The following is a 21,479-nucleotide window of genomic DNA, read 5'->3' as shown; positions in this document are numbered from 1 at the left end:
TCTTTCATGCCGCCAGATGGTTGGCGATGGCAACGAATTCGGCCGGTGAAATATTTTCCGCCCGCAATTGCGGATCAATCCCGAGCGCTGCAAAACCGGCATCGTCGAGCAGGCCCTTGAGCGTGTTGCGCAACGTTTTGCGGCGCTGGGAAAATGCCGCAGTCACGACCTTGGCAAACAGGGCTTCGTCCCTGGCCGGGTAAGGCAGGGCGGCATAGGGCGTCGCGCGTACGAATGCGGATTCCACCTTGGGCGCCGGGTCGAAAGCCTCGGGCGGCACGGTGAGCAGGTATTCCATCTGTAGCCGGTACTGCAGCATCACAGAAAGCCGGCCATATGCTGCGCTGGAAGGGGCCGCCACCATACGCTCCACGACCTCTTTCTGCAACATGAAATGCATGTCGATGATGTGCGGCACATTGTCGAGCAGGTGGAACAGGATTGGGGTGGAAATGTTGTAGGGCAGGTTGCCTACGACACGAAGCCGGTCATTGATGCTGCCGAAGTCGAACTTGAGCGCGTCGCTGGCATGGATAGTGAGCTTGCCCTGCGGGTAATGGCCTTGCATCCACTCGATGATGTCGCGGTCGATTTCCACCACGTGCAGGTGCGGCAGGCGTTGCAGCAATGGCTGCGTCATGGCGCCCAGGCCCGGGCCGATCTCCACCATGCAGTCTCCCGCCTGCGGGGAAATGGCTTCGATCAGGCTGTTGATAATGGCGCGGTCGGTGAGGAAATTCTGGCCGAAGCGTTTTTTTGCGACGTGCTTCATAGTGGTTGTGTACGGTTTTCAGCCAATGTGATGGCGAGTTGGATGGCGCTGAGCAAGCTGCCGATCTCGATATTGCCCTTGCCTGCGAGGTCTAGCGCCGTGCCATGGTCGACCGAGGTGCGGATCATCGGCAACCCCAGCGTGACATTGACGCCTGCGCCGAAGCTGGCATGCTTGAGCACGGGCAGGCCTTGGTCGTGGTACATCGCGAGCACGCAGTCGCCTTGCGCCAGATTGTGTTGGGTGAATAAAGTATCGGCAGGCAAGGGGCCTTTCAATTGCATGCCCTCCTGCCGCAGCTTTTCCAGCACCGGGCCGATGGTGGTGATTTCCTCCGTCCCCAAGTGGCCGCCTTCTCCCGCATGGGGATTCAGGCCTGTGACCAGGATGCGCGGGTTTGCGATGCCGAATTTGCGAACCAGGTCATGATGCAGGATGCGGATCGTGGTTTCCAGGCTTTCTTGCGTAATGGCCCGGCTGACTTCGGCCAGCGGCAGGTGCGTGGTAGCCAGCGCAACGCGCAGTCCGCCGCCGACCAGCATCATGACGACTTGCGGCGTATGAGTGCGCTCGGCCAGGAACTCCGTATGGCCGGTAAAGGCAATGCCCGCATCATTGATGACGCCCTTGTGCACGGGGGCGGTGACCATGGCGTCGAATTCGCCTTGCATGCAACCGTCAATCGCGCGTTCCAGCGTATGCAGGACATAGGCGCCATTGCTTGGATCGAGCCGCCCGGCTGCAACGGGCGTTGTACAGGACTGGTGCAATACGGTGAGTTGGGATTGTCCGTGATGCGGCGCCCAATGGGCCGGGTCATAGGTATGCAGGTGCAGCGGCAGATTCAATGCGCCGGCACGCGATGCCAGCACGTCGCGGTCGGCAATCACGGCAAGGCGGCACGGCAGGGGTCGGGCTGCCAGCATGACGCACAAGTCAATCCCGATCCCGGCGGGCTCGCCAGCGGTGACGGCAATGCGGGGCAGTGTCTCCAAGATTCCAGCCTAGTATTTGTCTTCCAGGCGGTATTCCACATAGGCACGGTCGCGCAATTCGCCGAGCCAGTCCTGGAAAGCGTCGTCGGCCTTGCGGGCGCGGATTTCCTGTCGCGCCTTGAGCCGTGCGGATTCCTGCGTCATATCCTGTTTGCGCCGCTCGAGCACTTGCAGGATGTGCCAGCCGAACGGGGTGCGCACCGGGGCGCTGATCTGGTTGATTTCCAGTGCGTTCATGGCTTGCTCGAACGGAGGAACGGTGTCGCCCGGGTTGGTCCAGCCAAGGTCGCCACCATTGTTGGCGGAAGCGTCTTCCGAATACTGGCGCGCCAGTTCGGCAAAGTCGGCGCCATGATCCAGGCGCTCCTTGATGGAGTTGATTTTCTGCTCCGCCTCCAGCTCTGACACCACTTCGCTGAGTTTGATGAGGATATGGCGCACATGGGTCTGGTCCACCACGAGCGGGGAACTGCCGCCTCGGCGGTTGAGCAGCTTGAGGATGTGGTAGCCATTGGGGCTGCGCAGCACAGGAGACAGCTGGCCAGGCTGCAGGGCTTGCAAAGCGTCTGCGAACAATGAAGGCAGCTGGGACGAGGTCTTCCAGCCAAGCATCCCGCCTTCCAGCGCATTGGGCGCGTCGGAGTATCCTGCGGACACCTGGCCAAAGTCCGCGCCGTCCTGCAGCTCCTTCAAGGCGGTTTCGGCCTTGGCCTTGAGTTTCTGCAATTCTTCGGGCGTGCCTTCCTCGGGTGCGCGGACCAGGATATGAGCAACCTCGAACTCGTCCTGTATATCGGTGCGCGAGGATTGGGTGGTCAGGAAGTTGTCGATTTCCGACTCCGTGACGTTTACGCGGTTGTCGACTTCGCGCTCACGCAGGCGGGCGAGGATGATTTCGTTGCGGATATCTTCCCTGAATTTGCGGTAGGGAATGCCTTCGGACTCCAGCGCCTTGCGGAACTCACCGGTGCTGAGCTTGTTCTGTTCCGCAATGCGCTCTATGGTCTTGTCGAGTTGCGCATCGTCCACGCGCAAACCGGTCTGCGCTGCATATTGCAGTTGCAGCCTGTCATTAATGAGGCGCTCCAGGATCTGTTTTTGCAACACTTCCCGCGGGGGAAGCTGAGTGCCTTGTTTTTCCAGTTGCGCGGTGACGGTCTGGATACGGTCGGCCAGTTCCTTTTCCGTGATCACGCCTTGGTCGACGATGGCGACAATGCGGTCCATCTTGGCGATCTCTGCCGCCATGACGGGGATGCTGAAGAGAAAAAATAGAGCGATCAGGCCATGCCTGGCGATAGTCTTGAAAACGTGATTGTGCATAAGATAGTTACTGGTAGGAGTCCGGGATCAGGCTGGAGCTAGTATAGCCGGGAATGGCGCGGTTAAGAAGTTTGAGCGGGTTCTGGCCGATGGACGCCAGGCCGCCCAGCTCGAGCTGGAAATAAAGTGCATAGTTGGCATCTGCCGTCGCGGTGGACACGCGCTGCATGACGGTCCTGGCCTGCCAACAGCCGGCGTCGTATTCCAGGCCGGCAATGCCTTCGATCGGCTGGTTCTCGCGCAAGGAATAGTTCCAGCGCCCTAGGCCGTACCAGCCCTTGCCCAGCGGCCACTGGCCGGAAAGGTTGATCTGCTCGAGACGGTCTTCGGTATAGCGGTAGCCGATATTGAGCGTCTTGCCGGGTTCCGGGTTGTAGCGCGCGCTGATGTTGTTGCGCACGTAAACGCTGCGGTCCGTGTTGTACTGGCCGAAGATGTCGATATTCCAGTTGTTGAGCAGGCGGGCGGTAATCTCGCCGATGATGTCGGAAGTGTCGCCGGAGCGCGGGTTGACGCCGGGCAGATAGACTTTTTCGTCGGCAAAGTAATAACGTTGGCCTACCGTCACGGCCAAGCGCTGTTCGCCGGTCTTCTTGCTGATCATGCGGCTGGTGAATGCCAGGGTCAGCTGGTTGGCGTTGTTGATGCGATCCTGGCCGGTGAACTGGTTCTCTAGGAACAAGGAGCCCATGTTCAAGTCCGAGATGCTGGAATCATAAACGGGTATCAGCGACTGGTCGCGATACGGCACGTAGACATAGTACAGGCGCGGTTCCAGGGTCTGCGTGTAGCGGTTCTTGACAATACGTACGTCGCGGTCGAAGTAGAGGCCGCTGTCTATGCTGAATATCGGCAAAGTGCGGCTTTGCGATTGATACGCACTATCCATAGTGAGATTGCCGTTGCTGTCGTAGAGCTTGAAATCGCCATTGTCCACTTGGTACTGGGTGTAATGCAGCCCCAGCTTGGGGGTGATATATCCGTAGGGACGCGCCATGGGCAGGCTGATGCTGGGATAGGCCACTAGGCGTTTACCTGTCACTAGCGTGTCCAATGCACCGCCGCTCAATGTGGCCCGTGTGCTGATGGCATCATTGTCACGGTCAAAATTCGCCCATTGCGTGAACAGCTTGACATCGAATGGCCCCCATTCGTTGTCGCCCGTCAGCGTGAGTTGCGGCAGGCGTTGCAGCGGATAGTTGAGCCCGTCCAATGTCTGGTACTTCTGCACCAAGGCGTTGAAGGTCCAGTTTTCATCGGCATAATTCACGTAAGCCTGTTGCGGCAGGTTCACCCGGCTGGTGGTGACGATGCGGGTGGACATTTCGGAGAAGTATTTGTCATCCGATACTTTTTCCAGGTTGTAGGCCGCCGTCCAGCCATTGTGGAAGTTGTGCAGGTGGGCGAACTTGGCATAGTAGCGGTTTTCGCCGGTACTGGTGTCGCTGGGTAAATACTCGATATTGGCTGTGCCCTGGTAGTTCTCGTTCAGGTAGCGGAACTCGCCCTGGTATTGCATGCCGCGCTTACTGAGGAAGCGGGTGCCTATCGTGGCGTCCATGTCGGGCGCAATATTCCAGTAGAACGGCACCAGGAATTCGAAACCGCTACGGCTGGTGGTGCCCCAGGTGGGAGCCAGAAAGCCGGATTTCCGCTGGTTCAGGAAGGAAAAATTGATCCAGGGCGTCCACAGGATAGGTACGCCCTGGAATTCCACGCGCGCATTGCGCGCCGTGCCGGTTTTCGTGTAGTCGTCAAGTTCCAGTTCCTTGGCGCGGATATACCAGTCGTCCACGTTTGCTTCGCAGGTGGTATAGCGTGCATCCTTCAGACGCTTGCGGTCGGGGCCCTCGAATACCACGCCGGAGGCATCGCCACGAGATGCGCCTTGTTTGCGGCTCAACCCGGGAGCGTAACCGCTTTCCTCAATGTTCTGCTGTGTCAGAGGTGTGGTGTTGTTGGAGTTGTAGGTAATGTTGTCGTTATCTTGGCGCCTATTGCCGGAAGTGCCGAATTGCGGCATGTTGGCGAACTGCGAATCGAGCTCGAAGGCCGGGCTTTTCATTTCGCCGGTGCTTTCTGCCGGATTCATGCGCAACTCAGGCCCCTTGATGCGCCCTCCCTTGGTCTCCAGGCGGACATTGCCGATCACATGCAGCTCTTCATTCTGCACGTCGTATTCTATGGTATCGCCGTGCACTTCCTGTTGCCCGGTGGCTAATGAGGCATTGCCAATCGATTTGAGCTTGCGGTCCAGGTAGACCTCCACTTTGTCGCCTTCAATGATAATGGCGTCCGGATCGGGCAGGGTATCGGAGGGTGTGCTGCTGGCTTCTGTATCCGGGCTGTCTTCGGCATAAGCGTGGCCAAGTCCCAGGCAAACAAGCGCGACAAGAAAAGTGATGGGGCGAATTTTCACAATGATTCAGTGGTGGCGAGGCTTTAAGTAAGCGCGTGTTTGTTTTATGGATGATAAAATCGCATAATTTGCTGTTTTAGGCAATCCATAAATCGCTTGCGACATTGCTTTGTGGTTGAATTAAAAGGAAGTTTAAATTTTCCGGCATATTGTAAATATGCCCGGCGTCATTTTGCGCGATCTTTATAATGATCGCATTACTTTTGGGATGAATCGTTCGTGTCGCGCCTTGATCAATTGAATGAATGGCTCAACCAGGGACTGCAGGGGAAACCGTATCACCTGACTACGGCCTCTGCCGACGCCAGTTTCCGGCGTTATTTCCGTGTCCACCTTGCCGACGGCGACACTCTGGTTGCCATGGATGCGCCTCCGCCGCAGGAGGATTGCCGGCCGTTCGTGAAGGTGGCGGCCTTGTTCGAGCAGGCCGGGCTCAATGTGCCCAAGGTGCTGGCGCAGGATGTGGAGAACGGCTTCCTGCTGTTGACCGACTTGGGCACCCAGACATTCCTCGATGTGCTCAACGAGGATAATGCGGATGCCTTGTTCCGCGATGCGATTGACGCCCTGGTGACATGGCAACTGGCCAGCAAGCCGGGCGTGCTGCCTGAATACGATGAAGCCTTGCTGCGGCGCGAGCTGAGCCTGTTCCCGGACTGGTATGTGGCACGGCACCTGAATATCGAATTGAGCGAATCGCAGCGCGGCACGCTGGAAAACGCCTTCAGCACCATCGTGCGCTACAACCTGGCCCAGCCATCGGTTTACGTGCATCGCGACTATATGCCGCGCAACCTGATGATCAGCAGCCCTTCGCCGGGCATCCTCGATTTCCAGGACGCGGTATACGGCCCGATCAGCTACGACGTGGCCTCGCTTTTCAAGGACGCCTTCATCAGCTGGGAAGAAGAGCGCGTATTGGATGGCGCAATCCGCTATTGGGAAAAGGCGCGCAAGGCCGGTTTGCCGGTGCGGCCGGACTTCGGCGACTTCTACCGCGATTTCGAGTGGATGGGCTTGCAGCGCCACCTCAAGGTGCTGGGGATATTCGCGCGTATCAATTATCGCGACGGAAAGCCCAAGTATCTTGCCGATACGCCGCGCTTCATGAACTATGTGCGTCAAGTCTGTGTCCGTTATGGTGAGCTCAAGCCTTTATTGCGCCTGCTGGACGAACTGGAAAAGCGCGAATCCCAATTCGGCTATACCTTCTGATGGAGACCATACCGTCTTGAAAGCCATGATTCTTGCCGCAGGCCGTGGCGAACGCATGCGGCCGCTGACCGACACGACGCCCAAACCCCTGCTGCAGGTCGGAGGCAAGCCGCTCATTGTCTGGCACCTGGAGCGCTTGGCAGAGGCGGGTTTCAAGGATGTCGTCATCAACCATGCGCACCTGGGGCAGCAAATAGAAAGCGCTTTGGGGGATGGGACGCATTGGGGCTTGTCCATTTCTTACTCTCCCGAGCAGGTCGCGCTGGAAACGGCAGGCGGCATTGCCAACGCGCTGCCCTTGCTCGGGGACGAACCGTTTCTCGTGGTCAACGGCGACGTGTTCTGCGATATTGATTTCGCGCAGTTGCGCGATGGTTTGCGTCCCGGCCATCTGGCGTACCTCGCCCTGGTGGACAATCCGCCGCAGCATGCAAATGGCGATTTTGCGCTGGACGACGGCAAACTGCTGGTGGACGGCCGCAACCGGCTGACTTTCTCGGGCGTGGCCGTTTATGACCCTGCCTTGTTCAAGGGCGTAGTGCGGGGCGATGTCGCCAAACTGGCTCCCTTGCTGAAGGAAGCCATCATGCGAGACCAGGCTGCAGCTTTCCACCATCAGGGCGTCTGGCACGACATCGGCACGCCGGAGCGGCTGCAAAGCTTAGACCAGCAGCTGCGCCAGCAGGCATGAACGCCATCATCATTAATCACGAGCCTTATGGAGCGCACTTGTCATCGTGCCAGTTGAAACAGTGAAAATCGAAGAATTCAAGGCGCGCAGACAGGCGCTGATGCAGAAGATGGTTCATGGCGTGGCGGTTATTCCCACTGCAGCCGAGGTGGTTCGTAACCGCGATAGCCATTATCCCTACCGCTTCGACAGTTATTTCTATTACCTGACCGGGTTTGAAGAACCTGAATCCGTCGTATTGCTCGTTGCCGGTGAAGCTCCCAAAAGCATCCTGTTCTGCCGCGACAAGGACATCGAGCGTGAAATCTGGGATGGATTCCGTCACGGCCCTTCAGGCGCGCGCGAGGTCTTCGGGTTCGACGAGGCATACAGCATCAGCGAGCTCGACCAGCGCGTGGGCGAATATCTTGCCAACCAGCCGCAGCTGTTTTTTGCGCTTGGCGCCGACCCGGCCTGGGATCAGAGGCTCGGCGGCTGGCTGAAGCACCTTGCCAGCCAGGCGCGCAGCGGCATTGCCGCTCCTGCTGCGATTGTCGATGTGCGCCGCCTGCTGGACGACATGCGCTTGATCAAGTCTCCTTATGAGCTGGAACTGATGCGCAAGGCCGCAAAAATCACGGTGGATGCGCATAAGCGCGCCATGCAGAAGGCTAGGCCGGGCATGATGGAGTACGAAGTCGAGGCGGAGATACTCCATGAATTCTACCGGCATGGCAGCCGTGCCCCCGCCTATACCTCCATCGTGGCCGGCGGCGGCAATGCCTGCGTGCTGCATTACGTCACCAACAAGAACAAGCTCGAGGATGGCGACCTGCTGTTGATCGATGCCGGATGCGAATTGGAGGGATATGCCGCCGACATTACGCGCACCTTTCCCGTGAACGGCAAGTTCAGCGCCGTGCAAAAGGATGTTTATGAGCTGGTGCTGGCCGCCCAGGAGGCGGCGATTGCGCAAGTCAGGCCCGGCCGGCACTGGAATGCGCCGCATGAGGCCGCACTGAATGTATTGGTGCAGGGCCTGATCGATTTCGGTTTGTGCCAGGGATCATTGGACGGCGTGCTGGAGTCGGGCGATTACCGGCGCTTCTATATGCACCGCACGGGCCATTGGCTCGGCCTAGACGTGCATGATGCGGGAGAGTACAAGCAGGCGGACGGCGCCTGGCGCCCATTGCAGCCGGGCATGGCGCTGACGGTGGAGCCGGGCTGCTACATCCGGCCGGCGGAGAACGTGCCGGAGCATTTCTGGAATATCGGCATCCGCATCGAGGACAATGCGGTCGTTACCGCAGACGGCCATGAAATCACCACGGCAGCTGCGCCGAAAACGGTGCAGGAAATCGAAGACTGGATGGCGGCATCATGAGCATGGCGGCGGAACACGACCTGTTGATCGTGGGGGGCGGTCCGGTCGGGGCCACCCTGGCTCTGGCCCTGCAATGCAAGGGCATCGATGCGACCGTGCTAGAGGCGCGCGCCTGCGGGGCCGCACACCATGACCAGCGCGCCTTGGCATTATCCTATGGCAGCATCCTGATTCTTGAACGCCTTGGCTTGTGGGCCGGGCTCAAGCCCAAGGCGACGGCCATCGATACTATTCATGTGTCACAACGCGGCAGCCTTGGGCGCAGCCTGCTCAAGGCCGAGGATCACGGCCAGCCAGCGCTGGGCTACGTGCTTTCTTACGGAGACCTTTCTGCCGCATTGGATGGGGCAATCCAGCAGTTTCCCGGCATCCAGGTGCACTACGAGGCAGAGGCGCTTGCCATCCGGCCGAACCGTGAAGCGGCGCAGGTTGAATACCGATACCAGGCGCAAACATATTCCAGTAAAAGCAGGATGGCGGTGCTGGCTGATGGCGGACGCAGTTTGGCGGACATTCCTGGCCTGGAGCGTGAAACCAAGCATTACGGGCATGATGCGCTGGTGAGCAAGGTCTCGTGCGAGCTGCCTCATGACAACATTGCCTACGAGCGCTTCACGCCGGCCGGGCCGGTGGCATTGCTGCCGAATGGCGACCGGGATTTCTCCCTGGTCTGGACTGGCAAGGCGGAGGAAGTGCAAGCGCTCCTGGCGCTGGATGACGTTGCCTTTCTGGAAGCCTTGCATACCCATTTCGGCGACCGGGTCGGGCGCTTCCTCACTGTGGGCAAACGTCTCAGCTTCCCGCTCAAGCTGTCCTACCTCAAGCCCGTCACGGCGCCGCATCTTGCGGTGATCGGCAATGCGGCCCAGACCATGCACCCGGTCGCCGGGCAGGGGTTCAACGTCGGCATGCGGGATGCCTGGGAGCTGGCGCAATTGCTGGCGCAAACGCCGCTTGACGAATGGGGCATGGACGGGATGATGCAGGCCTACCAGGCGAGCCGCAAGGCGGATACCCGCGGCGGTTTGCTGTTCACCGACTTTCTCGTCAATGTGTTCTCCAACGATATCGTCGGCTTACGCAAGATCCGCTCTCTGGGATTGGGCCTGCTGGACATGGTGCCGTTGGTCAAGCAGCACCTGGTCAGCAAGATGAGCTTCGGGCCCAAGGGTTAGCATGGCAAACAGCGTTAACATGGAAAAAATGCTGGCATGGCAAATTTGAAACATGAGTTTGACATCATGGTGCTGGGCGCCGGCCTGGTCGGCGTCGCGGCGGCGGTAGCGCTCAAGCTGCAAGGGTATCGCGTGGCCCTGCTTGAGCGAGGCAAGGCCGGAGCCGAACCAGCCGGGACTAAGTTGGCCGAGTGGGACAGCCGGATTTATGCCGTGAGTCCTGGCAATGTCGCCTGGCTGGAGCGATTAGGCGTTTGGCAAATGCTGGACGCCGGCCGCTTTTGTGCGGTGGACAGCATGCAGATATGGAGCGACGACGGCGCTGCGCTGGAACTGGACGCCTATGCCGCCGGCCTGGCGAACCTGAGCGTGATTGTCGAGGGCAACCGCCTGCAGCAGGCCTTGCTTGCCAGGCTTGGCAGCCTGGAAGTGCCGTTGATCGACGAGGCCGGCATCGAACAGGTTGCCTGGAATACGGATTATGTCGCGCTGCATGCAGCCAACGGCGAAACCTATACTGCCGCGTTGCTGGTCGGGGCCGACGGGTCTTCTTCCTGGCTGCGCGGACAGGCGGATATCACGGTGAAGCGGCATGATTATGCCCAGATGGGCGTCGTGGCCAATTTTGCATGCGAGCGGCCGCACCAGTCGCAAGCATGCCAATGGTTCCGCGGCAACGATGTACTCGCCTGGCTGCCGTTGCCGCAACAGCATATTTCCATCGTCTGGTCGGTGGATAATGCCAGGGCGCAGGCCTTGATGGCGCTGGATGCTGATACACTGGCGCAAGAGGTGGCCGCCGCCGGGCATCATCGCCTGGGGCAATTGACGTTGGTTACCCCGGCGCAGGCTTTCCCGCTGGCAATGCAGGAAACAAGCAGCCTGGTCAAGCCCGGCCTGGCTTTGGTGGGGGATGCGGCGCATCAGGTCCATCCATTGGCGGGGCAGGGAGTGAACCTGGGTTTCCGCGACTTGCAGGCGCTGGCCGAAGCGGTTTCAGGCAGGCGCCAGCCGGGTGACATATTTGCGCTACGCCGTTACGAGCGGGCACGCAAGGTCGATATGATGTCCATGCGCTTGTTGACGCATGGGCTGAGCAGTTTGTATGCACATCCCGCGCCCTGGCTCAGGATGTTGCGCAATGGGGGTATGCAATGCTTGAACCGCATGCCGGCGTTAAAAAAGCAATTGATGCAGCATGCGGTTATTTGATTTTGAATCACAGGGAAAGAATTTAGCTTATGTCTAAGAAGTGGATTGCAATATTGGCGGCCTCGTTCATCGCGGCGCATGCCTGGGCGGATGAAGCCAGCCTGAAGAAAACGATAGAGGCGACCTATCCCAAGGTCAAGATAGATAGCGTGGTGAAGACGCCTTATGCCGGGTTGTATGAGGTCTTTCTCGATGGCCAGATTATCTATACCGATGACAAGTTCAGCTTCCTAATCGCCGAGGGGCGGTTGGTCGAGCCCAAGACCAAGCGCGATATCACCGGCGAGCGCATGGATGAACTGACCAAGGTCGATTTTGCCTCCCTGCCGCTGGACCAGGCCGTCAAGGTGGTCAAGGGCAACGGCAGCCGCAAACTGGTGGTGTTTTCCGATCCTGATTGCCCTTACTGCAAGCGCCTCGAGCAAAAGGAACTCAGCAACATCAACGACGTGACGATCTATACCTTCCTGTTCCCGCTGGAGCAACTGCATCCCGATGCCGCCAACAAGTCGCGCGCCATCTGGTGCGCGCCAGACCGTGCCAAGGCGTGGAACGACTGGATATTGAATGGGCAATTGCCCAAGGCGCAAGGAACTTGCGATACCCCGATCGAAAAATTGGCGGAGCTGGGCCGCAAGATTAACGTGACCAGCACGCCCACCCTGATTTTTGCGGACGGCAAGCGCATGCTGGGCGCATATCCGGCCAAGGATATCGAGAAGGCCATGACCGCAGCAGCCTCCGGCGCTAAAAAGTAAAAGGCTTGTTTGCCCAATAAAAAAGGGAGCTTTTGCTCCCTTTTGGTTTTGTAGCGTTGCTTGGTGCCTGTTCACGATCTTTTCATGGGGTACGCATGGCTTCAAACATGCCTGCTCTGCGTTACAGGGCTCTTAGACCACCTGGCCCATCTTGAATATCGGCAGGTACATGGCGATGACCAAGCCGCCGATCAGGGTGCCGAGCACGACCATGATGATAGGCTCCATCAGGCTGGAGAGTGCTTCCACGGCGTCATCCACTTCCCCTTCGTAAAAGTCGGCCACCTTGCCCAGCATCGAGTCCAGGGCGCCGGATTCCTCGCCGATGGCCACCATTTGCAGCACCATGTTGGGGAACACCTCGGTGTTCTGCATCGCCACGGTCAGGCTGGCGCCTGTGCTGATCTCGCTTTGCACCTTCTTGGTAGCATCGTAATAAACCCGGTTGCCTGAAGCGCCTGCAACCGAGTCCAACGCCTCGACCAGCGGGACGCCGGCGGCGAACATGGTGGACAAGGTGCGTGAGAAGCGCGCGATTGTGGCCTTGCGGATCACCTCGCCGAAAATGGGCAGCTTGAGCAGCAGCCTGTCCATGCTCGACTGCATCTTCTCCGAACGCTTCCAGGTGTAGAAGAAGAACCAGAGCGCGCCGCCAATCGACCCGAAGATGGCCCACCAGTAATCGACGAAAAAGTCGGAGATCGCCATCACCATCACGGTGGGGGCGGGCAGGTCGGCGCCGAAACTGCTGAACAGCTCCTTGAACGCGGGAATCACGAAAATCATGATGACGGCGGTGATCACGAATGCCACCACGATGATGGAGACAGGGTAGAACAGCGCGGACTTGATCTTGCCCTTGATCGCGAGGATCTTTTCCTTGTAGGTGGCAAGCCGGTCCAGCAGCGAATCCAGGATGCCGGCCTGTTCGCCTGCCCCCACGAGGTTGCAGAACAGGTTGTCGAAATACAATGGGTATTTTCGGAACGCCTGGCTCAGGCTGCTGCCGGTTTCCACGTCGGCCTTGATGTCGCCGAGCAGCTTGCTCACCGCGGGGTTGCTATGTCCTTTGCCGACGATATCGAACGCCTGTAGCAGTGGAACGCCGGCCTTCATCATGGTGGCGAGCTGGCGGGTGAACAAGGTCACATCCTTGTCCGTAATCTTGCCGCCGGTCTTGAAACGCTGTTTGGTGACCTTGACGACGTTGACGCCCTGGCGGCGCAGCGTGGCCTTGACGAACGCCTCACCGCTGGCTTTCATCTCCCCCTTGACGCGCTTGCCTTTCCTGTCCGTACCCTCCCAGGCGTACGTGACTTCCTTGGTTTCCTTGGCAGCCATGGCTTCCTATATCGTTTTATTCGTTGGTGACAGCTTCAATTTCTTCCAGCGAGGTGAGGCCCTGCTTGACCTTGAGCAGGCCGGACTGCCGCAAGTCGCGCACACCTTCCCGCTGCGCCTGGTCTGCAATGTCGTGCGATGTGCCGTTTTTCATGATGATGCGGCTCATCTCTTCGGATACCGGCATTACCTGGTAAATCCCCACCCGGCCCTTGTAGCCCTGGTTGCAGTGCTCGCATCCCTCTGCATTTGCCGCATAAGGCTGCCAGCTGCCGTCCAGGTCTTCCTCTTTGAAACCGATGTCCAGCAAGGCTTCGCGCGGAATGTCGGCAGGCACCCTGCAATGGGGACACAGTTTGCGCGCCAGGCGTTGTGCTGTTATTAACGACACGGCAGAAGCAATATTGAAGGGGGCGACGCCCATATTGACCAAGCGGGTCAATGTCGAAGGGGCGTCGTTGGTATGCAGGGTGGAAAGCACCATATGGCCGGTGGACGCCGCCTTGATCGCCATGTCGGCGGTTTCCAGGTCGCGGATTTCCCCGATCATGATGATGTCGGGGTCCTGGCGCAGGAAGGATTTCAGGGCTGCTGCAAACGTGAGGCCCTGCTTGTCGTTGACGTTGACCTGGTTGATGCCGGCCAGCGGGATTTCCGCAGGGTCTTCCGCAGTGGAGATATTCACGCCGGGTTCGTTGAGAATGTTCAGGCAGGTATACAGCGAAACCGTTTTCCCCGACCCGGTCGGCCCGGTGACCAACACCAGGCCGTAGGGCCGGGTAACCGCATGGAGCAAAGCCTCTTTTTGGTCGGGCTCGTAGCCTAGCGCATCGATTCCGAGCTGGGCGCTGCTGGGGTCGAGGATACGCATCACGATCTTTTCGCCATTGATCAACGGCAGCGTGCTGACGCGGAAGTCGATAGTGCGCGTCTTGGACAGCACCAGTTTCATGCGGCCGTCCTGGGGGACGCGTTTTTCCGAGATGTCGAGGTTGGAGATCACCTTGATGCGCGACGCCAGCTTCTCCTTGATCGCGAGGGGCGGCTGGGCGATCTCGCGCAGGATGCCGTCGACGCGGTAGCGGATGCGGTAGAACTTTTCATAGGGCTCGAAATGCAGGTCTGATGCGCCCATATTGATCGCGTCGAGCAGGATTTTCTGGATATATTTGACGATAGGGGCGTCTTCAATCTCTATCGCTTGCTCTGGCTCGCTGTCCTTTTCTTCTGCTTCCAGGCCGAAATCGTCCTCGCTGATCAGCGACTGCATGGTGGTATCGCTTGCTTCCACCAGCTTGTCTATCCATTTTCCCAGCTTGTCGTCTTCGACAATGACCGGTACCAGTGTCTTGCCGGTCTGGAACTGGACCTCGTCCAGCATATGCAGGTTGGTGGGATCGGATAAGCCGACAAACATATTGTTGCCGCGATTGTATAGCGTAATGGCGCGGTAGCTCTGCATGAGCTGAGGGCTGATGCCCTTGCCGGGCAGGAAGTCAGGGTTCAGCGTGTTGAGGTCCAGCAATGGATAGCCGAACGCATGGGAGGACGCCTGGGCGATTTGCAATGCGGTGAACCTGCGCGATTGCAGAAGCTGGCTGATGAATGAAATTTGCTTGTTGTTGGCGGCGGTTTGGATAGTAATGGCTTCATCCTCGCTCAACAGTTTTTGATGAATCAATACACGAGCGAGTCCGCCCAGTTTGTTAGGTACGGTGACAGCAGCCATTGATCTTCAAGCCAATCTTTATCCTTGATTAACGCGGAGTCCCCAATGATGATGCATGCTGGCATTTTTTTTGTAAAGTGCTGGGGAGCTTTGTGCATGGTACGCTGAATATAACGGCATGGTTATGAGAAAAATAACAATTATCGTCTAAAAAGCGCTTGACTTATTCCAATAACCCACGTAAAAACGCAACAGGCGTTTGGAATTCGAGTGCATTGTAGCCGGCAACTACCGACTTAAATTCTTGAAGTACAAACTTTTGGGGTCGCCTCCCCTTAGATATATGCAAGGAAGTATTGAAATGGCAACAGGTACCGTAAAGTGGTTTAATGATTCCAAAGGTTTTGGTTTCATTACCCCGGACGATGGTGGCGACGATTTGTTCGCACACTTCTCCGCAATTGTAGAAGCTGGCTACAAGAGTCTGAAGGAAGGTCAACGCGTATCATTCGATGTTACCGAAGGACCTAAGGGCAAGCAGGCTTCTAATATTCAGAAGGCTTAAGCTTGGCTCGCTGATGACTGTATAGTCTTCACGATAAAAAAAGGCCGGAGAAATCCGGCCTTTTTTATTTTGCTAGTCCCGTCGGGGCTAGCTCCGGCGTCATGACATGTGCTTGACGATTTCCTCACCGAATTCCGCACTTCCCACTTGCGTGGCGCCTTCCATTTGCGACGAGAAGTCGTGAGTCACGCGTTTTGCCTGGATCGCCTTGGCGACACCGCTGATCACCAGGTCGGCGGCTTCGATCCATCCCAGGTGGCGCAGCATCATTTCCGCCGACAAGATCAGCGAGCTGGGGTTGGCGATATCCTTGCCCGCGATCTTGGGAGCCGTGCCGTGGGTAGCCTCGAACATGGCGACGGTATCGGAGATATTGGCGCCAGGAGCAATCCCGATGCCGCCTACCTGGGCCGCGAGCGCATCTGAAATATAGTCGCCGTTCAGGTTCAGGGTGGCCACTACGTCGTAGTCCGCAGGGTGCAACAGGATTTCCTGCAGGAACGCATCGGCGATGCAATCCTTGATGAGGATGCCGTTGGGCAGCTTGCACCATGGTCCGCCGTCGATCTCGACCGCGCCGAACTCTTCCTTGGCGACTTCGTAGCCCCAGTTCTTGAATCCGCCCTCGGTGAACTTCATGATGTTGCCCTTGTGGGCAATGGTCACGGACTTGCGGTTGTTGTCGATGGCATACTGGATCGCCTTGCGCACCAGGCGCTTGCTGCCGTCGATCGAAACCGGCTTGATGCCGATGGCGGAAGCTTCCGGGAAGCGGATCTTCTTGCGCACGCCCATGTCGCTGAGGAAGTCCACCACCTTCTTCACCTCGTCGGTGCCGGCAGCCCACTCGATACCGGCATAAATGTCTTCGGTATTCTCGCGGAAAATCACCATGTCGGTCTTTTCAGGATGCTTGACCGGGCTGGGCACGCCCTGGAAATACTGGATGGGGCGCAAACAGACGTACAGGTCCAGCTCTTGGCGCAAGGTCACGTTGAGCGAGCGGATGCCGCCGCCGACTGGCGTGGTCAAGGGGCCTTTGATGGAAATGACATAATCCTTGACGGCCTTGAGCGTTTCATCCGGCAACCAAGTGTTGTCGCCATAGGTCTTCACGGCTTTTTCGCCGGCATACACTTCCATCCAGGCGATGGCGCGCTTGCCGCCATAGGCCTTGGCGACGGCGCTGTCGACGACATGGCGCATGGGCGGGGTGATGTCGACGCCGATACCGTCGCCTTCGATAAATGGGATAATCGGGCGATCGGGAACATTGAGCGTGTTGTCCGCGTTAACGCTGATCTTCTCGCCGGTGGTGGGTACTTTGATTTTTGTAGACATTCAGAACTATCCTATTCAAACGCTAGAGATACGGGCGCAATCATTCCATGAGACCAAGATGCTGATTTTATTCAATAAGCCCTACGGTGTAATTTGCCAGTTCAGTCCCCATGAAAAGCACAAGACATTGAAGGATTATATTGCTGTGCCAGGGGTTTATGCCGCTGGGCGGCTTGATACCGACAGTGAAGGTCTGCTTATTCTAACCGATGATGGGCGACTTCAACACCGCATATCGCATCCCAGGCACAAAGAATTCAAAACTTACTGGGTGCAGGTCGAGGGCGATCCCACGGATGAGGCATTGGAGCCGCTGCGGCATGGGGTGGACCTGGGCGACTTCGTTACCCAGCCTGCGAAAGTCAGGCGGATAGAGGAGCCTGCCGGGTTATGGCCAAGAAATCCGCCGATCCGCGAACGCAAGGCCATCCCGACCGCATGGCTGGAGATGATCATCAGCGAGGGCAAGAACCGCCAGGTGCGCCGGATGACCGCCAAGGCGGGGTTCCCCACATTGCGCCTGGTGCGCCATGCCGTGGGGCAACATACGCTAGACGGTATCGCGCCCGGGGAGTGGAGGCGGCTCTAGCCGGCCCAAATCATATGGCCGGATATGTTAAACTCCGGTTCTTATCCGTATACACCATAGTAGATACCATCCATGTCCGGCAATAGCATAGGCACCCTGTTTACCCTGACTTCTTTTGGCGAATCGCACGGCCCCGCCATCGGCGGCGTCATCGATGGCTGCCCGCCGGGGCTGGAACTGTCGGCAGAGGATATCCAGCAGGAGCTGGATCGCCGCAAGCCGGGCACTTCGCGTCATGTCACCCAGCGCAAGGAGCCGGATGCCGTCGAGATATTGTCCGGCGTCTTCGAGGGCAGGACGACCGGTACGCCGATCGGCTTGCTGATCCGAAACCAGGACCAGCGTAGCCAGGATTACGGCAAGATCGCCGAGACTTTCCGTCCGGGGCATGCCGATTACACCTATTGGCAGAAGTACGGCATTCGCGACTATCGCGGCGGCGGCCGCTCCAGTGCGCGCGAGACGGCGGTGCGCGTCGCGGCAGGCGCGATCGCCAAGAAGTGGCTCAAACAGCGCCATGGCGTCACCATCCGCGGCTATATGAGCCAACTGGGGGAAATCCAGATTCCTTTCAGCTCATGGGATGCTGTGAACCAGAATGCCTTTTTTGCGCCGAACGAGTCCATCCTGCCAGAGCTAGAGGCCTATCTCGACCGCATCCGCAACGAGCGCGACTCCGTGGGGGCGAGGATCACCGTGGTCGCCGAAGGCGTGCCGGTGGGCTGGGGCGAGCCGGTCTACGACCGCCTGGACGCGGACATTGCCCATGCCATGATGGGGATCAATGCCGCCAAGGGCGTGGAAATCGGCGATGGGTTCGCCAGTGTGGCCCAGCGCGGATCGGTGCATGGCGACGAGCTGACGCCGCAGGGATTCGCCAGCAACCATGCTGGCGGCATACTCGGCGGCATTTCCAGCGGGCAGGAGATCATCGCCCATGTCGCGTTCAAGCCGACTTCCAGCATTCCGCAATTGCGCCATTCCATCGACAAGCAGGGAGCGGCGCTGGAAATGCAGACCACGGGCCGCCATGACCCTTGCGTGGGCGTGCGCGCCACGCCTATCGTGGAAGCCATGATGGCGCTGGTGCTGATGGACCACGCCTTGCGCCACCGCGCCCAGAATGCCGACGTCTCGGTGGATACCATCAAGCTCTGAGGGTCTTCACCACCATGCAGGCGGGCAGTGTATCGACGATGACCAAGCTGTCCGTTTGTATTAAGCCAGCATGAAAATGCATGCTCCCTTGCCTTATTGGCGCTTGTCCGGCTTTTACTTTGCCTATTTCGGCTTCGTCGGCGCTTTTACCCCGTTCTGGACGTTGTATCTCAAGTCCCTGGCGTTCAGCGCCTTCCAGATCGCCATCCTGATGTCGCTGTTCCAGATTGCCCGCAGTTTCTCACCCAGCCTGTGGGGCTGGGTGGCAGACCATCGTGGGCATCGTGTCCCGATTATCCAATTCCTCGCGGGAGCCAGCTTGCTGGCTTATGTCGGCGTGTTTTTCGGCAACAGTTTTTACTGGCTGTTCGCCATCATGCTGACCTTGAGTTTTTTCTGGAGCGCTTCCTTGCCCTTGATCGAGGCGGTTACCTTGGGCCATCTTGGAGACAGGCTGGACCGCTATGGGCATATCCGCCTCTGGGGCTCGATAGGGTTCGTTGTCGCGGTCATTGGGCTGGGGTATGCCGTGCAATATTTGGGCATGATGGCGTTGCTGTGGGTGATCCTGGTCTTGCTGGCGGCCGTATGGGGCTTGTCATGGCGCCTGGCGGATCCGCTGGTGACGTTGCAGCATCATGGTAGCGATGGTTCCTGGTGGGCGATATTGCGCAGGCGCGAGGTCATTGCGCTGATGGCCGCCTGTTTCGCCATGTCAGCCGCGCATGGCGTCTACTACACTTTCTACTCGATTTACCTGGTGGACCACGGCTACAGCAAAGGGATTATCGGCTGGCTGTGGGGGCTGGGCGTGATGTGCGAAATCATGGTGTTCCTCTACATGCCCAGGTTGTTTGCCCTTTTCGGCTTGCGGCGCATCATGCTCGCCAGCCTGTTCCTGGCATTCGTGCGCTTCTTCGTGATCGGCTGGGCCGTGGATGTCTGGTGGTTGATCGTGCTTGCGCAGACATTGCACGCGGCGACATTCGGGTCTTACCATGCGGCAGCGGTTGCGCTGACGCACCGGTATTTCAAGGGTAAGCACCAATCCAAGGGGCAGGGCCTGTATACCAGCATTTCCTATGGCGTCGGCGGGACACTGGGCGCCGTGATCAGCGGCTTTGCCTGGGAGAGCATTGGCCCGAGCTGGACATTTACCGCATCCGCGCTATGCGCTATGCTCGGCTTTATCTTTTTCATGTTCATGATGCGGGAAGATTAAGAGCCGCTAACAAAACCCAGCGAAGTGATTCTGGCTAGGCGTTCTGCCGCAGAGAGTACAACAAGTACGGCAAGGCAGGGCAACAACGCCAGAAGGGGTTTGTCAGCGGCTCTAAAAAGGGGAAACAATGCGGATATTGATGTGGGTGCTGCCATGGCTGTTGCCTTCGCTGGCATGGGCAGAAACCCAGGTGAACATCGTGGGGCTGTTCCAGGGCAAGGCGATCGTGGTCGTCAATGGCGGCAAGCCGCGCACCCTCTCGGCAGGGGAAGTGAGCCCTGAAGGCATCCGCCTGGTTTCCGCCAGCAGCGACAAGGCGGTGATCGAGGTGGACGGCTTCAAGCGGGAACTGGGCATGGGACAGGCGATCGCGCTGCCAAGCAAGGATGCCGCGGCAGGCGGCAGCGTGACATTGTATGCCGATTCGACCGGGCACCATTTCGTCGAAGGCCAGATCAATGGCGCGTCATTGCGCTTCCTGGTGGATACGGGCGCATCCGCCATCGTCATGAACAGCGGCGACGCTAAGTATGCCAAGATCGATTACAAGCGCGGCATTCCCGTATCCGTTCAGACGGCGAACGGCGTGGCCAATGCCTACAAGGTGGTGATCAATCACGTACGGCTCAACGGCCTGGTATTGAGCCAGGTGGACGGGCTGGTGATGGAGGGCGGCTCGCCCGCGGTCGTGCTGTTGGGCATGAGCGCGCTCAACCGCATGGAAATGAAGCGCGAAGGCATCGCGCTGACGCTGACCAAGAAATATTAAGCATCTGGATTCAGCAAATAAAAGCGGCAGCCTAGGCTGCCGTTTTTTGTGTCAGCACGAATGCGTTGCGCTTACTTGCGCTTGTCCTTTTCGATCAGGGCGTACGCGGAGTGGTTGTGGATGGATTCGAAGTTTTCCGATTCCACGGTGTAATTCACGACGCGTGCCTCGGCATTGAGCTGGGCCGCGACATCGCGCACGATATCCTCGACGAATTTCGGGTTGTCGTAGGCGCGCTCGGTGACGTACTTTTCGTCGGGGCGCTTGAGCAGGCCATACACTTCGCAGGAAGCCTGGTCTTCCACCAGGCGGATGATGTCTTCCACCCAGATGAAGTCGTTGATCAGGGCTGTCACGGTGACGTGCGAGCGCTGGTTGTGCGCGCCGTAGTCCGATATCTTCTTGGAGCATGGGCAGAGGCTGGTCACGGGCACGACGACCTTGACGGTGATGTCGTACTTGCCCTTGTTGATTTCGCCGATGAAAGTCACTTCATAGTCGGACAGGCTTTGCACGCCGGAAACCGGGGCGGCCTTGTTGACGAAATACGGGAAGGTCATCTCGACGTGGCCGGACTCGGCATCGAGGCGCTCCACCATCGCGCGCAGGATGCTTTCGAACGATTCCACCGATATTTCGCGCTCGTTGTTGTTGAGTATCTCAACGAAGCGCGACATGTGCGTGCCCTTGAAGTTGTGCGGCAGGAACACGTACATGTTGAAGTTCGCAACGGTATGCTGGACGCCGCCGGTCTTGTCCTTGACCTTGACCGGGTGGCGGATGGATTTGATCCCTACCTTGTCAATGGCGAGCTGCCGGGTGTCCGGGGTGTTCTGCACATCTTCAATCGGCGGAATAGAGGGTTGGTTCATGGGATTCCTGAAATGCTATAAGTGAAT

The 21,479-nt window shown here is 58.4% G+C and carries 19 protein-coding genes; 11 read left to right on the top strand and 8 right to left on the bottom strand.

The features are described 5' to 3' along the window. Positions 1 to 4 precede the first annotated feature (4 nt). From rsmA to ACJSDX_RS00315, 4 genes are read right to left on the bottom strand one after another with little or no spacing between them, the layout of a single operon-like run. Positions 5 to 772, bottom strand: coding sequence for a 16S rRNA (adenine(1518)-N(6)/adenine(1519)-N(6))-dimethyltransferase RsmA (rsmA, locus tag ACJSDX_RS00330; protein WP_407992994.1), 768 nt, complete (start codon positions 770 to 772; stop codon positions 5 to 7). Beyond that, complete coding sequence (gene pdxA, locus ACJSDX_RS00325) at positions 769 to 1,770, bottom strand: 4-hydroxythreonine-4-phosphate dehydrogenase PdxA (RefSeq protein ID WP_407993544.1); 1,002 nt, start codon at positions 1,768 to 1,770, stop codon at positions 769 to 771. The genes rsmA and pdxA overlap by 4 nt, the downstream gene beginning before the upstream one ends. 6 nt (positions 1,771 to 1,776) lie before the next feature. Beyond that, complete coding sequence (locus ACJSDX_RS00320; protein WP_407992993.1) at positions 1,777 to 3,090, bottom strand: peptidylprolyl isomerase; 1,314 nt, start codon at positions 3,088 to 3,090, stop codon at positions 1,777 to 1,779. A 7-nt stretch (positions 3,091 to 3,097) separates the two neighbouring features. Next, complete coding sequence (locus ACJSDX_RS00315; protein WP_407992992.1) at positions 3,098 to 5,509, bottom strand: LPS-assembly protein LptD; 2,412 nt, start codon at positions 5,507 to 5,509, stop codon at positions 3,098 to 3,100. Positions 5,510 to 5,728: 219 nt separating this feature from the next. On the opposite strand from ACJSDX_RS00315, the gene ACJSDX_RS00310 reads away from it, so the two are divergent. The 6 genes from ACJSDX_RS00310 to ACJSDX_RS00285 are packed head-to-tail and all read left to right on the top strand — an operon-like array spanning position 5,729 to position 11,926. Further along, a complete protein-coding gene (locus ACJSDX_RS00310) occupies positions 5,729 to 6,724 on the top strand; it encodes an aminoglycoside phosphotransferase family protein (protein ID WP_407992991.1) in 996 nt (331 codons plus the stop codon). A 25-nt stretch (positions 6,725 to 6,749) separates the two neighbouring features. Continuing rightward, the gene (gene murU, locus ACJSDX_RS00305) at positions 6,750 to 7,415 is read left to right on the top strand and encodes an N-acetylmuramate alpha-1-phosphate uridylyltransferase MurU (protein ID WP_407993543.1); all 666 of its coding nucleotides are present in this window, start codon (positions 6,750 to 6,752) and stop codon (positions 7,413 to 7,415) included. Positions 7,416 to 7,461: 46 nt separating this feature from the next. Then, entirely contained in the window at positions 7,462 to 8,781 is a 1,320-nt protein-coding gene (pepP, locus tag ACJSDX_RS00300; RefSeq protein WP_407992990.1) for a Xaa-Pro aminopeptidase, read from the top strand. A 2-nt stretch (positions 8,782 to 8,783) separates the two neighbouring features. After that, entirely contained in the window at positions 8,784 to 9,956 is a 1,173-nt protein-coding gene (locus ACJSDX_RS00295) for an FAD-dependent monooxygenase (protein WP_407993542.1), read from the top strand. Between the two features lie 36 nt (positions 9,957 to 9,992). Continuing rightward, positions 9,993 to 11,168 carry an FAD-dependent monooxygenase gene (locus ACJSDX_RS00290; protein ID WP_407992989.1) on the top strand — a complete coding sequence of 392 codons (1,176 nt, stop codon included), beginning with the start codon at positions 9,993 to 9,995 and terminating at the stop codon, positions 11,166 to 11,168. A 29-nt stretch (positions 11,169 to 11,197) separates the two neighbouring features. After that, positions 11,198 to 11,926 (top strand): DsbC family protein, encoded by a 729-nt coding sequence (locus ACJSDX_RS00285; protein WP_407992988.1) that lies wholly within the window; start codon positions 11,198 to 11,200, stop codon positions 11,924 to 11,926. A 132-nt stretch (positions 11,927 to 12,058) separates the two neighbouring features. On the opposite strand, the gene ACJSDX_RS00280 is transcribed toward ACJSDX_RS00285, so the two are convergent. Both ACJSDX_RS00280 and pilB read right to left on the bottom strand, forming a co-directional pair. After that, positions 12,059 to 13,267 carry a type II secretion system F family protein gene (locus ACJSDX_RS00280; RefSeq protein WP_407992987.1) on the bottom strand — a complete coding sequence of 403 codons (1,209 nt, stop codon included), beginning with the start codon at positions 13,265 to 13,267 and terminating at the stop codon, positions 12,059 to 12,061. A gap of 16 nt (positions 13,268 to 13,283) precedes the next feature. Then, positions 13,284 to 14,996 carry a type IV-A pilus assembly ATPase PilB gene (pilB, locus tag ACJSDX_RS00275; protein WP_309566349.1) on the bottom strand — a complete coding sequence of 571 codons (1,713 nt, stop codon included), beginning with the start codon at positions 14,994 to 14,996 and terminating at the stop codon, positions 13,284 to 13,286. Positions 14,997 to 15,297: 301 nt separating this feature from the next. Here pilB and ACJSDX_RS00270 point away from each other — a divergent pair, with 301 nt between their 5' ends. Continuing rightward, complete coding sequence (locus ACJSDX_RS00270) at positions 15,298 to 15,501, top strand: cold-shock protein (protein ID WP_011480361.1); 204 nt, start codon at positions 15,298 to 15,300, stop codon at positions 15,499 to 15,501. 99 nt (positions 15,502 to 15,600) lie between these two features. Here ACJSDX_RS00270 and icd read toward each other — a convergent pair whose 3' ends face one another. Continuing rightward, positions 15,601 to 16,842, bottom strand: a complete 1,242-nt coding sequence (icd, locus tag ACJSDX_RS00265) for an NADP-dependent isocitrate dehydrogenase (protein ID WP_407992986.1) — start codon at positions 16,840 to 16,842, stop codon at positions 15,601 to 15,603. Between the two features lie 58 nt (positions 16,843 to 16,900). Here icd and ACJSDX_RS00260 point away from each other — a divergent pair, with 58 nt between their 5' ends. The 4 genes from ACJSDX_RS00260 to ACJSDX_RS00245 all read left to right on the top strand — a co-directional run bounded on the left by ACJSDX_RS00260 (position 16,901) and on the right by ACJSDX_RS00245 (position 20,580). Next, positions 16,901 to 17,431, top strand: a complete 531-nt coding sequence (locus tag ACJSDX_RS00260) for an rRNA large subunit pseudouridine synthase E (protein ID WP_407992985.1) — start codon at positions 16,901 to 16,903, stop codon at positions 17,429 to 17,431. Between the two features lie 72 nt (positions 17,432 to 17,503). After that, a complete protein-coding gene (aroC, locus tag ACJSDX_RS00255; RefSeq protein ID WP_407992984.1) occupies positions 17,504 to 18,589 on the top strand; it encodes a chorismate synthase in 1,086 nt (361 codons plus the stop codon). A 76-nt stretch (positions 18,590 to 18,665) separates the two neighbouring features. After that, positions 18,666 to 19,811: an MFS transporter gene (locus ACJSDX_RS00250; protein ID WP_309566454.1), complete on the top strand. Its 1,146-nt coding sequence runs from the start codon at positions 18,666 to 18,668 to the stop codon at positions 19,809 to 19,811. 127 nt (positions 19,812 to 19,938) lie between these two features. Further along, on the top strand, positions 19,939 to 20,580 hold the full coding sequence (locus ACJSDX_RS00245; RefSeq protein WP_407992983.1) for a retropepsin-like aspartic protease family protein: 642 nt from the start codon (positions 19,939 to 19,941) through the stop codon (positions 20,578 to 20,580). Positions 20,581 to 20,651: 71 nt separating this feature from the next. Here ACJSDX_RS00245 and folE2 read toward each other — a convergent pair whose 3' ends face one another. Continuing rightward, positions 20,652 to 21,452 carry a GTP cyclohydrolase FolE2 gene (gene folE2 / locus ACJSDX_RS00240; protein WP_309566354.1) on the bottom strand — a complete coding sequence of 267 codons (801 nt, stop codon included), beginning with the start codon at positions 21,450 to 21,452 and terminating at the stop codon, positions 20,652 to 20,654. Positions 21,453 to 21,479: the final 27 nt, after the last annotated feature.

The organism is Methylobacillus draconifructus (genome assembly GCF_045984355.1).
GTDB classification, from domain to species: Bacteria; Pseudomonadota; Gammaproteobacteria; order Burkholderiales; family Methylophilaceae; genus Methylobacillus; species Methylobacillus flagellatus_A.
This window is presented reverse-complemented; position numbering and strand designations above follow the sequence as displayed.